Genomic DNA, 14659 nt, shown 5'->3' on the forward strand with positions numbered 1-14659 from the left:
TGGGTTGCAGCCCTCAGGCATCAGTGATTGAATACGCCCCTAGCCAAAAGGAGTATTTATCATGAGTCTGGATATTGACCAGATAGCCTTACATCAGCTTGTCAAACGTGATGAACAAACGCTTGATGTGGTGTTGCGCGATTCGTTATTACCTGCCAATGCTGTAGTTGAAGAAATGATGGCCGAGCTGCATCGGGTTTACAGTGCCAAAAGCAAAGCTTATGGGTTGTTTAATGAACAAAGTGAGCTGGCTGATGCGCTAAAACGGAGCCGTAAGGGTGATGAAGACTTCCTCAGCTTTAGCCGCGCAGCGACCGGGCGTTTACGCGATGAGTTAGCCAAATACCCGTTTGCAGAAGGTGGCGTGGTGCTGTTTTGCCAATACCGCTATCTGGCAGTGGAATATTTGCTGATTTCAGTGCTGAGCAGCTGCAATAGCATGCGGGTGAATGAGCAACTTGATCTGAGCACGACCCATTATCTCGATATCAATCGTGCTGATATTGTGGCTCGTATCGATTTAACTGAATGGGAAAACAACCCGGAGTCCACCCGTTATCTGACCTTCCTGAAAGGGCGTGTAGGGCGTAAAGTTTCTGACTTCTTTATGGATTTTCTGGCCGCAAGTGAAGGTCTGGATACTAAAGCGCAGAACCGTGGTTTATTACAAGCAGTTGATGATTATTGCGCGGATGCTGAGCTGGGTAAAAATGAACGCCAGGCATATCGCCAACAGGTTTATAGTTATTGTAATGAGCAGTTGCAGGCGGGTGAAGAAATTGCGTTGCAGGAACTGGCGCAAGAGTTGCCGAAGTTAGGCGAGAAAGATTTTCAGCAATTCTCGGTTGAACAGGGTTATGCATTGGAAGAGAGTTTCCCGGCGGATCGCGGTACGTTGCGGCAATTGACCAAATTTGCCGGCAGTGGCGGCGGGTTGAGTATTAATTTTGATGCATTGTTATTGGGCGAGCGTATCTTTTGGGATGCAGCAACAGATACGTTGACCATTAAAGGTACGCCACCGAATCTGCGTGACCAGCTACAGCGCAATTCAGGTAAATGATAATTGTTTGAATCGCCAATAAAAAACGCCGCATAAGCGGCGTTTTTTATTTCGGCGTCCCGAATATCAACAGCGACGCGATTAAACGCGAACGAAGTCGATATGAGTCAGTTTTGGCTTGAAAGCGTGACGCTGAACAGCCTGTACTTTAACTTTGGTTTCTTTACCGTCAACAACCAGAGTCAGTACGGAATCATAAAAGCCCGGTTTCAATTCAAGGTTCTTGGTGGTGTCATGGTCAAGAGCAATAGAGATTGCTGCTTCTGAACCACCGTAAATGATTGCCGGAAATTTATTTGCTGCACGCAGGCGGCGGCTCGCACCCTTACCCTGGTCGTTACGTACTTCTACATTGATAGTGGTCATTTTGTTTTCTCTTAAAGAAAATTTACCCTGCTACAGGCGACCCAGCAACAGGTTCGATACTCGGCTTTGATTGGGTAAACCCAGAGCAAAGCGGGCGATATTCTAGCGAAGTATCGGGCAGACAGCAAACGAAACTGTGAATTTATCAGGCTTAATGCGGCTCAGGCGAGGGAATCGGCTCGTCTAAAACGGCCCTGATAATCAAAAACCTTTTCCCGAATTTGCCACCATTGCCCACGACGGCGGGCGACAACAAAATCGGGGTAACGCAATAGCGCTTGCTGGGCAATGATATCTGCGGCAGTTTGCCATTTAAGCGCAATACCCGGCGCCCGTTGGTGCGGGCGAAGGAAAATTTGCTCGAATGCCATCCGCTGTGCAGCAGTGGTTAAGCGAAACCGCTCACTGGTATTGGTACCCTCTTCGTCGTAATAAGTGATTTTTAGCCACTCGCCTTTGGCATCCTGCCCGGCTTCCAGACTCATTCCGCCACAGCGCAGTACCAGTGCATCCTTTAATTTCAGTGCGGCTTTGAGCATGTCATCGGGATCGACCAACACCTCCTGACATTGATGACAGCGGCGGGCCGCAATATCATTTTCTGCGCCGCAATGCGGGCAAGATTTAAATCGGAAGCGGTAATCACATTGTGCTCGTGCGCCTTGATCATCTTCAAACCAGCCCTGACAGCGGCGGCCGAAGTGTTCGATAATCTCGCCGGACTCAGTGCATTTCCCCCAGAAGATATTGGCAAAGCCGCAGTCTGGGCAAAAGACCTGCACCGGTTGGCTGTCAGCGTGGGGTTTGCTGGTACCCACTTCTGGGGTGAAAAGGTCGTGGGGGTTGCCGGCATAATCCAGAATCAGACAATCTTTTTTGCCCGGAGAGAGCCGCAGCCCGCGTCCGACAATTTGCTGATACAAACTGACTGACTCGGTAGGGCGAAGAATGGCAATCAGATCGACATGCGGGGCATCAAAACCGGTCGTCAACACCGCGACGTTCACCAAATAACGTAATTGCTGCTGTTTAAAAGCGCTAATTAACGCATCCCGTTCGGCCGGCGGCGTTCCGGCACTCACCAACGCAGCCTCACCTTTAGGCAAAAGCCCATAGACCTCTTTGGCATGCTCGACGGTGGCGGCAAAAATCATTACCCCCCGTCGATGGGCGGCATATTCCATTATCTGGCTGATAATATGTGGGGTAATTCTTTGCTGTTGCTTAAGCTCACGGTCTAAATCCGCTTCACGGAACATGCCGTCGCTATTGCTGGTCAAACGGCTGAAATCATATTGTACGACGGGCATATCCAGCCGTTCCGGTGGCACCAGAAAGCCGTGCTTAATCATATAACGCAGAGGTAATTCATAAATACAATCGCGGAACAGGGATTTTTCATCACCCCGCGTGATGCCGTGATAGTGGAATTGATAGATCCAGCCTTTGCCCAGGCGGTAGGGGGTGGCAGTCAGCCCCAGTAAGCGCAAACGTGGGTTGGTGGTGCGTAAATGCTGAATAATTTGCTGATATTGGCTATCATCTTCATCGCTGATGCGATGGCATTCATCAATTATCAACAGCGAAAAGGCACTATCAAACAGTGACAAGTTTCGCGCCACGGATTGTACGCTACCAAAAACCACTTTCCCTTCGCTTTGGCGTTGTTGCAGCCCGGCGGCAAAAATATCGGCCTCTAACCCATAAGCACAATATTTGGCGTGATTCTGCGCCACCAGTTCTTTGACATGCGCCAGCACCAAAACGCGCCCGCGAGCCAGTTTTGCTAATTCAGCAATAACCAGACTTTTACCGGCCCCGGTGGGCAAGACAATCAACGCAGGCTCGGCATGGCGGCGAAAATGAGCGAGAGTCGCGTCTACCGCTTCTTGTTGATAAGGGCGTAACGTAAAAGCCATTAATGTGCCTGCCCGGTGATTTTTATCATCATTTTCAAATTGTTCAACTCATTCACCATTTGCAACACTTTCCTGCAACGTATAAGTGCCATTGATCTTCAAGACTTTCTATTATTATGCCCGTGTGTGGCCGCTGGTGCGAGAGGCGGGATCACGCGGATAACTCGTTTCTCAATAACGGCTTTTTGCGTAACTGTTCCTAGGATGATATGGCAACCGCCGCTATACTGTTTTATTAATTTCACACCGTATTATTAGCATTCTGTCATCGTTGGCAGGTGTGAGTGCGGGTATCGTGCCCCTCGGTGGCATGACTATACCTTAAATAATTCGAGTTGCAGGAAGGCGGCAACGGAGGGAATCCCAGGAGCTTACACGGGTAAGTGACTGCGGTGAACGAAGGCAGCCCACGCACATGCAGCTTGAAGTATGACGGGTAAGACAACAGGCAAAGTAGATTCAATGCGATTGGACAAGTTTTTATCTCAGCAATTAGGGGTTAGCCGGGCGTTAGTTGCGCGCGAGCTGCGGGCAAAACGCGTCACCATAGATGGTGAAGTGGTCAAAAGTGGTGCTATCAAGCTGACACCAGAACAAGACGTGAGATTTGATGGCAATCCATTACAACAAACCGTCGGCCCACGTTACTTTATGCTGAACAAACCGCAGGGTTATGTGTGTTCAACAGAAGACCCGGATCATCCGACCGTGCTGTATTTCCTCGATGAACCCGTAGCATACAAACTTCATGCCGCTGGGCGGTTGGATATCGATACCACCGGATTGGTACTGATGACCGATGATGGTCAATGGTCACACCGCATTACCTCACCACGCCATCATTGTGAAAAGACCTATTTGGTAACGCTGGAACAGCCGATTGCTGATGATACTGCGCAGCAGTTTACTGACGGCGTGCAGTTACATAACGAAAAGTCTCTGACCAAACCGGCTCAGCTTGAGGTTATCGAGCCACAGTTGGTGCGGTTAACCATCAGTGAAGGGCGCTACCATCAGGTGAAACGCATGTTTGCGGCAGTGGGCAATCGCGTGCTGGAACTGCATCGTGAGCGCATTGGCGATATCAAACTTGATGATGACTTGGCTCCTGGTGAGTATCGCCCACTGACACCGGAAGAAATTGCCAGTGTTGGCGCTCCCCACTTGTAATTGATGTGCTGTTGCAGTGTGGAATTCTTGTTTCCACACTGTTTTGCCGTTGATATTGTCCGCGGTTGGTAGGTTATTGAAGGAGTTGTCGAACGTGCATGCCAGTAATCCAAATGAAGCAAAGAACCGGACATCCCACGTTGGCTTAATCTTTATCCTGGGCTTGCTATCAATGCTTATGCCCCTGGCCATTGATATGTATCTGCCCAGCATGCCCATCATCGCGCAGGAGTTTGGCGTAGAAAGTGGTGCGGTGCAGATGACGCTAAGTGCATATGTACTGGGGTTTGCCATCGGCCAAATGTTTTACGGGCCAATGGCCGATAGTATTGGGCGTAAGCCGGTTATCTTTTGGGGCACGCTTATTTTTGCTCTGGCGGGAATGGCTTGTGCCATGGCGCAGTCGGTTGAGCAACTGATTAACTTGCGTTTCCTGCATGGTTTGTCAGCCGCCGCTGCCAGTGTGGTGATTAATGCATTGATGCGAGATATGTTCACTAAAGATGATTTCTCTCGGATGATGTCTTTTGTGGTCTTGGTGATGACTATCGCGCCGTTGCTGGCACCGATTATCGGTGGTGCATTGTTGGTGTGGTTTAGCTGGCACGCCATCTTCTGGAGCATGGCGGGTGCTGCGTTGGTGGGGGCGATACTGGTCGCACTCTTTATTAAAGAGAGCTTGCCGAAAGAGAAACGGCAGCGGTTCCACTTGCGCACCACTATTGGCAATTTCGCGACATTATTCCGCCATAAGCGGGTACTGTGCTACATGTTGGCCAGTGGCTTCTCATTTGCCGGTATGTTCTCATTCCTCAGTGCTGGGCCCTTTGTTTATATTGATTTAAATGGAGTTTCTCCGCAGAACTTCGGTTATTACTTTGCGCTGAATATTGTCTTTCTGTTCTTGATGACCTTAATCAACAGCCGTAATGTTCGCCGCTTTGGGGCACTGAAGATGTTCCGTTTTGGCATGTTAGTCCAATTTGTCATGGGGATCTGGCTGTTGGTGGTCTGTGCCACCGGGTTAGGATTCTGGGCGCTGGTGTTGGGTGTTGCGGCTTATGTCGGGTGCATCGCGATGATTACCTCAAATGCGATGGCAGTCATTTTGGATGATTTTCCGCATATGGCTGGGACGGCTTCTTCTTTGGCTGGAACCTTACGTTTTGGTATTGGTGCAGTAGTGGGAACGCTGCTGTCGATGGCACCATCACGTAGCGCCTGGCCGATGGTCAGTTCAATGGCATTTTGTATTATCGTCGCCATGCTGCTGTATCTGTATGCCAGCCGTCCGCACAAAGGTGCGGCAAGCTAACCCTAATGAATTGAATGTGAAGGGCAGATGCTTTCGGGGCCTCCCTTCACGTTTATTATTTGTAGCCAGTTTGTCAATTTCTGCCTTACTTATTCCTCGTCCTTACTTTACCTTTCACATCATTAGCGATCGCTCTATTTGTACCTGAAAAGGGCGAAATTCTTGCGCTCAATCAATATAGTAAGCATGCATATCATTATTTATTGCATAGTTTTGTCTGGCACCATATTGTTAACTTTTTGAGCGATGTATCAAAAAAGATGAAATTGTTATAACGTTATTTTTACCTGTTATTCTTGCTCGTAAGAGAGAAGTTGATATCAGCAAATTTATATATTTATCAATTAATTAAATCTATTTTATTAGACGTAATTGACGGCGAATTGTTCCGTAAATGTAAAATATTGGCTGGTATTAGGTAATAGGTTTGCAAGAAAAATGGTTGAGATAGCCGCCATAAAGGTATAAATATAACGAAAAATGGGATCTAAATCCCAAACCAACAGTTTCGGCCTTGTCGCTGGGAACTGAATGATGGTTAAAAACAGCACAAAAAATAGCATTGTAGATTTTAAGTTTCTAAATTGTTATCAAAGTTGTGTTTTGGAGAGGTTTGAACCAGGCACAATGACAACTTAGAGGCTATAACTTTAGTGAGTGTGAGCCATTGTGGTGCTTTTGTGATTTATTGAATTTTTATTTTTGACTAGGAAAAATACGTGAATAATATCCAACTTTCGGTAGTACATCGTCTGCCGCAAAGTTACCGTTGGTTATCTGGGTTTATCGGCGTCAAAGTTGAACCGATACCACTAGCCGCGATAGACGATAGCAACAATGACCTCATGGGGCTGAAGTTATTGAGCCATGATGGTAAACAAGCGCAGATTATCATGCAGCGGCTCCATCTCTCGCTACAAGAGATACAAGTGGACTCCGCGATTGTGGAATGGGAAGGCGAGCCTTGCCTGTTTGTTCATCGTCAGGATGAAAGTGCGACCATGTGCCGCCTGAAAGATGTCGGTGTGGCGATTGCTGAGACCATGACCGCGCTTTATCCTTTCTGATTCGCGATTAAGCTTTCGTCAGTGATTTCTGCTGGCGCTTTCGTATGCCCTGATTCCCGATATGCGCCAAACTAGTCAGCAAATTGCAATAATTGCTGAGTATATTGCTGTTTTGGCGCAGCAAAGATGGCCTGGCAGTCACCTTGTTCCACCACCTCTCCCTGTTTTAATACAATCACCTGATGGCACAGCGACCGTACGACTTGCAAATCATGACTGATAAACAGGTAACTGAGTTGGTAGCGCTGCTGAAGGGATTTCAGCAAAGCCAGAATCTGTGCCTGTACCGATTTGTCCAGCGATGACGTAGGCTCATCGAGGATAAGTAATTGAGGTTGCAGGATTAATGCACGCGCAATAGCAATACGCTGGCGCTGTCCACCAGAGAACTCTGTCGGATAGCGATAACGGCTCACCGGATCCAATCCAACTTCTTCCATCGCCTTAATCACACGTAGCTCGCGATGTGCTGCACTGAGTTTCTGATGAACCTCCAGTCCCTCTGCAATAATCTGTTGAATATTTAAGCGAGGATTCAGTGCCGAGTAAGGATCCTGGAACACCACCTGAATGCGGCTACGATAAGGCAGCATCTGTTTGGGCGAGAAATTATGCAACGGTTGACCATCAAACCAAATCTCGCCCTTAGAGGGTAGCAGGCGCAGCAGAGCCAACCCGGTAGTGCTTTTGCCGGAGCCGGATTCACCCACTAAACCCAAGCTTTCACCGGGCCTTAAATTAAAACTCAGGCTCTTCAGAGCATAATGATGCGAGACAGTCCGGCGCAACAAGCCGCGTTTGATGGGAAAAGCCACTTGTAGCCCTTTGACTTCAAGCAAGGGTTGCAGGCCCGCCTGGAGTGGCAGAGGGTCGCCCTGTGGTTCGGCATCCAATAATTGGCGTGTGTAGGCATGCTGTGGTGAGCTAAACAGTGCCTGACGGGTATTACGTTCAACCACGCGCCCCTCACGCATCACGGCCACGTTATCAGCCAGTCGGCGCACGATATTCAGGTTATGGGTGATAAACAGTAAACTCATGCCCATCTCTTGCTTTAACTCTTTCAGCAAACTCAAAATCTGGGCTTGTACCGAAACATCTAATGCAGTCGTTGGCTCATCGGCAATCAGGAGTTTGGGCTTAGTCAGGACAGCCATGGCAATCATGACACGCTGGCGCTCTCCTCCGGAAAGCTGATGCGGGAAGTCAGCCAGTCGGCCTTTGGCATTGCGAATACCGACCCGATCGAGACATTGGATAATCTCAGTACGGGCAGCCTCCCGGCGCATGCCTCGGTGCAGCGACAGCACCTCAGATAGCTGCTTCTCAATGGTGTGTAGTGGGTTTAACGACACCATCGGTTCCTGGAAAATCATGGAAATCTGATCTCCACGAATACCGCGTAATGTTGGCTCATCCGCATGTAATAGCGATTTACCGGCAAACAGGATATCGCCACTGGGGTACACCACGGGGGGGGAGGGTAGCAGGCGCAATATCGACAGGGCAGTGACACTTTTCCCCGAACCAGACTCCCCGACCAAAGCCAGTGTTTCACCGGCATTTATTTGCAATGACAACTCGCTGACGACCTGGTGTTCAACACCTGCCTGGCGAAAGGCGATACTGAGATTTTGAATATCCAGAAGTGGGGAGGTCGCCATATCAGTACACCTTACTTGGGTCAAAGGCGTCACGTACCGCTTCGCCGATAAAGATCAACAGAGATAACAACACCGCCAATACCAGGAATGCAGTTATGCCAAGCCACGGAGCCTGAAGGTTATTTTTACCTTCCAATAATAACCCGCCTAATGATGGCGAGCCCATTGGCAAGCCAAAGCCAAGGAAATCCAGTGAGGTGAGGGTGGTTATCGAACCGCATAAAATAAAAGGTAAAAAGGTCAGAGTGGCGACCATGGCATTGGGCAGCATATGCCGTGACATAATCACGCGATCGCGCACTCCCATCGCCCTTGCGGCACGGATATAGTCATAGTTTCGGGTGCGCAGAAATTCTGCCCGAACCACGCCGACCAGCCCCATCCAGCCAAATATCACGGTGATGGCTAATAACCACCAGAAGTTTGGCTGCACAATGCTGGACAGCAAAATCACTAAGAATAGGGTCGGCATACCTGACCAGACTTCGATAAACCGCTGGCCCCACAAGTCAATTCTGCCACCGTAATAGCCCTGGACTGCCCCGACACAAATCCCAATCACGCTGGAGAGCAGGGTTAATGTCAGGCCAAATAACAGTGAGATACGAAAGCCGTAAATGATCTTGGCCAACACATCGCCGCCAGTGCTGTCAGTACCGAGCAAATTAGTGCGGCTCGGTGGCGAGGGGAAAGGCACGTCTGTCGCAAAATTAATGGTGTTGTTGCTAAAGCGGATGGGTGCCCAGATGGCCCAGCCATTATCTTTAATCCGGCCAATGACATATGGATCTTGGTAATCCGCTGCCGTGGTTAAAATGCCACCAAAGGTTGATTCGGTGTAGTTGGCCATAAAGGGCATGTAAAATTTACCCTGATAGCTCACCAAGAGCGGCTTGTCGTTGGCTATCAATTCGGCAAACAAACTAATAATAAACAGTGTTAGAAAGATCCACAGTGACCAATAGCCACGGCGGTTCTGGCGAAACCGCGCCCAGCGGGCTTGATTAATTGCACTTAGTCGCTTGATCATTGGCGGCCCTCAAAATCAATCCGTGGGTCAACCAGGGTGTAAGTGATATCGCTGAGGATATTCAGCAATAAACCAATCAGAGTGAAAATATAAAGAGTGCCAAACATCACCGGATAATCGCGTTGTAAAGTGGCTTCATAGCCCAGTAGCCCTAAGCCATTCAGTGAAAACATCACTTCTATCAATAATGACCCAGTAAAAAACATGCTAATAAAAGTGGCAGGGAAGCCGGCAATCACCAGCAGCATGGCATTGCGGAACACATGCCGATAAAGGATTTTTTCTTCGGGTAAACCTTTGGCGCGAGCAGTAACCACATATTGTTTACGAATTTCGTCCAAAAACGAGTTTTTGGTCAGCATGGTCAGTGTGGCAAAACCGCCAATCACGGTGGCCAGAACCGGTAATGTGATGTGCCACAAATAGTCGGTTATTTTGCCGTACCACGGTAGGGTATCCCAGTTGCTGGACACCAGCCCTCGTAACGGGAACAGATCGAAATAACTGCCGCCGGAAAACAGCACAATCAATAAAATGGCGAATAAAAACGAAGGGATAGCATAGCCGATAATGATTAAGGTACTGCTCCAGGTATCAAAAGCCGAGCCACTACGCACCGCCTTTTTAATTCCCAAAGGAATTGAAACCAGATAGATAATCAGTGTGCTCCATAACCCTAGCGAGATAGATACCGGCAGGCTATGTTTAATCAATGACATAACAGATTCACCACGGAACAGGCTGTCACCAAAATCAAAACGTACATAGCTCCAAAGCATCTCGAAATAGCGCTGATGCAGTGGTTTATCAAAGCCAAAGCGCTGTTTGATCTCGGCAATAACTTCCGGGTCTAACCCGCGCGAGCCGCGATAGTGGCTATCACCGACTTGTGCGGCATTCAGCCCCACTTTGGCTCCTCCCAACGCGGCATCACCGCCACCGGCGGTATACCCGCTGGAATGCCCCAGTTCAATATTGGCTATTGCCTGATCAACCGGGCCACCTGGGGCTATTTGTACAATGAAAAAGTTAATCGTGATAATCGCCCACAAGGTGGGAATAACCAGCAATAGTCGCCGTAATAGATATGCGCCCACAACAGCCTCCTAATGACGTTCTGTTGGCAGGCGTGCTGCCTTGTTGACATCAAACCACCAGCTATCAAAGCCGAGCGAATAAGTGGGTCTGTCCGCTGGCATTGAAAACTTATCCCAATAAGCAAAGCGAGAGTGGTTGGAATACCACATCGGGATCATCAAATAGTTCCAGGTCAACACACGATCCAGCGCACGTCCGAGGGAGCGTAGAGCCTCAGGTTGTTCCTGATGCTTAATAATCTGTTCGATCAATTGGTCGATAGCCGGATCTTTAATACCTGAAGCGTTATAGCTGGAATCAATATAAGCCGAACTCCAGAAGATTTGCAGATTCGGGCTAGGGTAGGGGAAAGCACTGTAAACTGTCGGGATCATATCGTAATCCCGGCTGCGCAGACGGTTAACAAACTGAGAACTGTCCACTTCGCGGATATTCATCGTTATGCCCAAGCGCTGTAAATTATGTTTAAACGGTTGAACATATTGGAAATTACTGCCACTCAGTAACAGCAGCTCAAAGACAAAAGGTTTGCCAGTTTTACTGTTCACTAATTGCTGGTTTTTGACTTCCCAGCCCGCTTCACTCAGTAATTCGCGCGCTTTTAATAGATTATCGCGTGCGTTACCGCTGCCGTCAGTGTGTGGTGGTTGGTAAATTTGAGTGAATACTTCCGGTGGTATTTTACCTTTTAGCGGTGCCAGCCACGCCAATTCAGCGCTGTCAGGATAACCTGTAGCGGCATACTCGGTATTCTGAAAGAAGCTATTAGTGCGTTGATAACTGTCGAAATAAAAAGCCTTATTCATCCACTCAAAATCAAACGCTAATGTCAGCGCTTCACGAACTCGTCGGTCACTAAAAATAGGGCGTTGGACATTAAATGCCAGCCAGCGAGTATTTTGTGCCGAGTTATCAACGAGATCTTGTTTGACGATATAGTTTTTCGCAAAGTTACCGCCCACATATTGGGTCGCCCAACTTTTAGGTGAAGTTTCTTCACGGAAATCAAAGGCACCGGCTTTAAACGCTTCCAAGGCGACTTTATCGTCTAAATAATAATCATAACGGATAGAATCAAAATTATACTGGCCGCGATTAACCGGCAAATTAGCAGCCCAGTAGTCTCTGACTCGTTCATAGGTAATAAATTGGCCCATCTTATATTTACCAATACGATAAGGGCCGCTACTCACTGGCGGCTGACTCAGTGGGTCGCTGAGTTTATGATCTTTCCAGAAGTGCTCTGGCATCACGGGTAAACCAAATAGGCCCAGCATCTTATCTTTATTGGGTTCCGGGAATTCAAAACGGACTGTCAGGCGCGAAATGGCTTTTACCTGCACCCCTTTATAAACAATACGGAATTGCGGTACACCTTCAGTCATAAATTTATTGAAAGTGAATGCCACATCTTGGGCGGTAATGGGCTTGCCATCATGAAAACGGGCGCGGGGATTAATATCGACTTCAATCCAGTGAAAGTCGGGAGCAAAACGTGCTGACTCGGCAATCAAGGGATAATAGCTGCCAATCTCATTATCTGAAGTCGCGAATAATGAGTCATATAGCCGCTCAGTGCGCACCGCTGGGTTGCCACGCAGCGCATAGCGGTTGAAGTTATCAAAGGTACCAATTGCGGAGAGCGTAATATCTCCGCCTTTGGGGGCAGCCGGATTGACATAATCAAAATGGCTAAAATCTGATGAGTATTTAGGTTCGCCCAATATGGCAAAAGAGCTACCTTCTTTAATGGTTTCAGCTTGCAGACCAAAACTCAGGACTGATAGCGCCAAGGCAGCAAATAGGCGTAATAACATATTGGTGGTGATCTCCTGCGATATTTACGTAGTAATACTCTTAAATGAAATTACCAGTTTGCAGGAGTAAAGCAAACATTAAGCCAATGAGTTTTTGTTACGAAGTTTTTTGCGTACAAAACTCGACTAAATCCTCAACAGACAGCGGCTTGCAGAGTAGATAGCCTTGTAGGTAGTTAACACCGTGTTGTGCCAAATACTGGAGCTGTTGTTCGGTTTCAACACCTTCTGCGACGGTTTCAATATTTAGTTTGTTCGCCAACATTAATACTGCATCTAATACCGGTGCCGCGACAGTATTAATACCGATGGTACTGACAAAACCACGATCAATTTTAATAAAGTCTAAAGTAAAACGTTCTAAATAAATCAGTGCGCTGTGCCCGGTACCAAAATCATCAACAGCGATTTGTATCCCTTGAGAACGCAACCAGGCAAATTGCTCAATTGCCAATTCTTCTTCAACCATGCCCCGCTCGGTAATTTCGAATACCGGCGAAAATATATCGGTATTTAATTGTTGTAACATCTGGGTGACATCTTTGCGGAAGTCATCATCAGCAAGGTGAACAGGCGAAATATTAAAGGCTAATTTAACGCCTGCCGGAACGTGAGCTGCCATTAATTTGCTGTCTTTAATGATTAATTCAAATAAATGCCGGGTAAGAGGCTGAATCAGGTGTTGAGCTTCCGCATAGGGAATGAAAAGGTCAGGGGAAATACGCCCTTCAATCGGATGTTGCCAGCGGATAAGCGCTTCCAATCCTGATATGGAACGGTCATCTGACCGGAATGCGGGCTGGTATTCAACAAAGAATTCGCCACGCCGAATACCGCGCAAGATTTCCGCCTCAGCACTTTGGCTGGCAATTAAAATATAATAAGCCAGAATACCGACCAGGCCTGCAAGTAACAATCCACCCAACAATGTCATACGGATATCGTCCGCAGTCAGGCTGGTATGATAAATCAATATCTTAATTGGATAGCCGGGAAGTTGGATCTCACGTGCATCACGCGTGGGTAACTGGCTGATAGGAATAACTCTAGCGTCAAAAGTCGTTACTGCCAGCTCATCAATAATGATAGCTAAACCGTTGACCTGGTTATTCGAATAATTCAGTAATAGGTAAGGATGTAAAGTCAGTTCCAGTGTCGCCAATACACCGGTATTCCCACGGCCTGCTTCCCGTAACCATACACCGATTGCCGGTTTGCCTGGCATCATAGGTGTACCTTGCTGAATTTTAAAATCTAATGGCTGGGAGACATTAATTTTAGGGTATAGCGCGCTGACAGGTACATTCATTTCGCCCGTGGCCGATGAACAATAAGCGATATCATTCCGCACCAATAAGAAAGCCCGAACACCATTCGTAAATGCGGCGCGGTAGTGCAGTGCGGAGCTGGCCTGTTCACAATTTTTTGCGCTCAGTGGGATAAGCTGAGACATCGACGTTGTGAGTTCACTCAGGAACTGAGATGAATAGGAGATAATATGGTCACTTTGTGTTGTTAATTTACGTTCACTGCTGCGATAAAGTAATGACAAAGTGATGACGACAAAACAAATAAAAAAACAGAGTGCGAGGATGACACTTTTTTTAACGAGATGGCGTCTGGATAAAATATTGCGGGAGAACGCACTGTTTGAACCCATGTTACGTCGCTCCTCAGCAAGATCGATAAAGTGTTATGAGTATAAGTAAGTTAGCAGCACAGCGCTACCGATTTGCCAGGGAGCAATATTGACATTAATAAGCTTATCGATTTGAAATTCCATCCAATATAAAGCAAATATGCAATGTAAATGCATCAAATATGTGGTGTAAGTGAACTTCATTTTTATTGGCGTATTTTAGAAATACATATCCATAAAACAAATTTTCAGCTTAGTAACACTATCTACTTTATTCCAGAAAGAATAATTGTTGGTTGATATGTCTTAGTGCCAGAAAACTCTTGGTTTAGCGAAGCGAATTTTACACAGAAATTTCTTGAATTTCGCTGTGTGCGGCAAAAAAGGACGTTTCCTACAAGAGGGTGGGCAAAGGGACTACGAAAGGATATGTTTCGGCAATAAAAAACGCTGCCAAGGCAGCGTTTTCATCGTTTCGTTTGGTATCTCGGACAACAGGAATAAAAATCAG

At 47.4% G+C, this 14659-nt stretch carries 11 protein-coding genes; 4 read left to right on the plus strand and 7 right to left on the minus strand.

Annotated elements, in window-relative coordinates; translation table 11 throughout:
- Nucleotides 1-61: 61 nt before the first annotated feature.
- Complete coding sequence (yejK, locus tag HU019_RS06480; RefSeq protein WP_005161874.1) at nt 62-1063, plus strand: nucleoid-associated protein YejK; 1002 nt, start codon at nt 62-64, stop codon at nt 1061-1063.
- Nucleotides 1064-1144: 81 nt separating this feature from the next.
- On the opposite strand, the gene rplY is transcribed toward yejK, so the two are convergent.
- Nucleotides 1145-1429 carry a 50S ribosomal protein L25 gene (gene rplY, locus HU019_RS06485; RefSeq protein WP_004700538.1) on the minus strand — a complete coding sequence of 95 codons (285 nt, stop codon included), beginning with the start codon at nt 1427-1429 and terminating at the stop codon, nt 1145-1147.
- A 161-nt stretch (nt 1430-1590) separates the two neighbouring features.
- Nucleotides 1591-3348 (minus strand): DEAD/DEAH box helicase, encoded by a 1758-nt coding sequence (locus HU019_RS06490; RefSeq protein WP_174846992.1) that lies wholly within the window; start codon nt 3346-3348, stop codon nt 1591-1593.
- A gap of 462 nt (nt 3349-3810) precedes the next feature.
- On the opposite strand from HU019_RS06490, the gene rsuA reads away from it, so the two are divergent.
- From rsuA to HU019_RS06505, 3 genes are all read left to right on the plus strand, one after another.
- The gene (gene rsuA / locus HU019_RS06495; protein ID WP_013650136.1) at nt 3811-4518 is read left to right on the plus strand and encodes a 16S rRNA pseudouridine(516) synthase RsuA; all 708 of its coding nucleotides are present in this window, start codon (nt 3811-3813) and stop codon (nt 4516-4518) included.
- Nucleotides 4519-4612: 94 nt separating this feature from the next.
- Nucleotides 4613-5833 (plus strand): Bcr/CflA family multidrug efflux MFS transporter, encoded by a 1221-nt coding sequence (locus tag HU019_RS06500; RefSeq protein ID WP_174846993.1) that lies wholly within the window; start codon nt 4613-4615, stop codon nt 5831-5833.
- Nucleotides 5834-6552: 719 nt separating this feature from the next.
- Entirely contained in the window at nt 6553-6900 is a 348-nt protein-coding gene (locus tag HU019_RS06505; protein ID WP_174846994.1) for a YejG family protein, read from the plus strand.
- Nucleotides 6901-6971: 71 nt separating this feature from the next.
- On the opposite strand, the gene yejF is transcribed toward HU019_RS06505, so the two are convergent.
- The 5 genes from yejF to HU019_RS06530 form a co-directional block, all read right to left on the minus strand.
- Entirely contained in the window at nt 6972-8564 is a 1593-nt protein-coding gene (yejF, locus tag HU019_RS06510; protein WP_174846995.1) for a microcin C ABC transporter ATP-binding protein YejF, read from the minus strand.
- 1 nt (nt 8565) lies between these two features.
- Nucleotides 8566-9594, minus strand: coding sequence for an ABC transporter permease (locus HU019_RS06515; RefSeq protein WP_174846996.1), 1029 nt, complete (start codon nt 9592-9594; stop codon nt 8566-8568).
- Nucleotides 9591-10691 carry a microcin C ABC transporter permease YejB gene (locus tag HU019_RS06520; protein WP_174846997.1) on the minus strand — a complete coding sequence of 367 codons (1101 nt, stop codon included), beginning with the start codon at nt 10689-10691 and terminating at the stop codon, nt 9591-9593. Before HU019_RS06520 ends, HU019_RS06515 begins: the two co-directional genes overlap by 4 nt.
- Before the next feature lie 9 nt (nt 10692-10700).
- Entirely contained in the window at nt 10701-12509 is a 1809-nt protein-coding gene (locus HU019_RS06525; protein ID WP_174846998.1) for an extracellular solute-binding protein, read from the minus strand.
- Between the two features lie 97 nt (nt 12510-12606).
- Nucleotides 12607-14169 carry a cyclic di-GMP phosphodiesterase gene (locus HU019_RS06530; RefSeq protein WP_174846999.1) on the minus strand — a complete coding sequence of 521 codons (1563 nt, stop codon included), beginning with the start codon at nt 14167-14169 and terminating at the stop codon, nt 12607-12609.
- Nucleotides 14170-14659 lie beyond the last annotated feature (490 nt).

Origin of the sequence: Yersinia artesiana (assembly GCF_902726545.1) — a bacterium.
GTDB classification, from domain to species: Bacteria; Pseudomonadota; Gammaproteobacteria; order Enterobacterales; family Enterobacteriaceae; genus Yersinia; species Yersinia artesiana.

Excerpts from the sequence above, each read along its gene's own strand:
- yejK (WP_005161874.1), top strand. The coding sequence starts at position 62 with ATGAGTCTGGATATTGACCAGATAGCCTTACATCAGCTTGTCAAACGT.
- rplY (WP_004700538.1), bottom strand. The coding sequence starts at position 1,429 with ATGACCACTATCAATGTAGAAGTACGTAACGACCAGGGTAAGGGTGCG.
- HU019_RS06490 (WP_174846992.1), bottom strand. The coding sequence starts at position 3,348 with ATGGCTTTTACGTTACGCCCTTATCAACAAGAAGCGGTAGACGCGACT.
- rsuA (WP_013650136.1), top strand. The coding sequence starts at position 3,811 with ATGCGATTGGACAAGTTTTTATCTCAGCAATTAGGGGTTAGCCGGGCG.
- yejF (WP_174846995.1), bottom strand. The coding sequence starts at position 8,564 with ATGGCGACCTCCCCACTTCTGGATATTCAAAATCTCAGTATCGCCTTT.
- HU019_RS06515 (WP_174846996.1), bottom strand. The coding sequence starts at position 9,594 with ATGATCAAGCGACTAAGTGCAATTAATCAAGCCCGCTGGGCGCGGTTT.
- HU019_RS06525 (WP_174846998.1), bottom strand. The coding sequence starts at position 12,509 with ATGTTATTACGCCTATTTGCTGCCTTGGCGCTATCAGTCCTGAGTTTT.
- HU019_RS06530 (WP_174846999.1), bottom strand. The coding sequence starts at position 14,169 with ATGGGTTCAAACAGTGCGTTCTCCCGCAATATTTTATCCAGACGCCAT.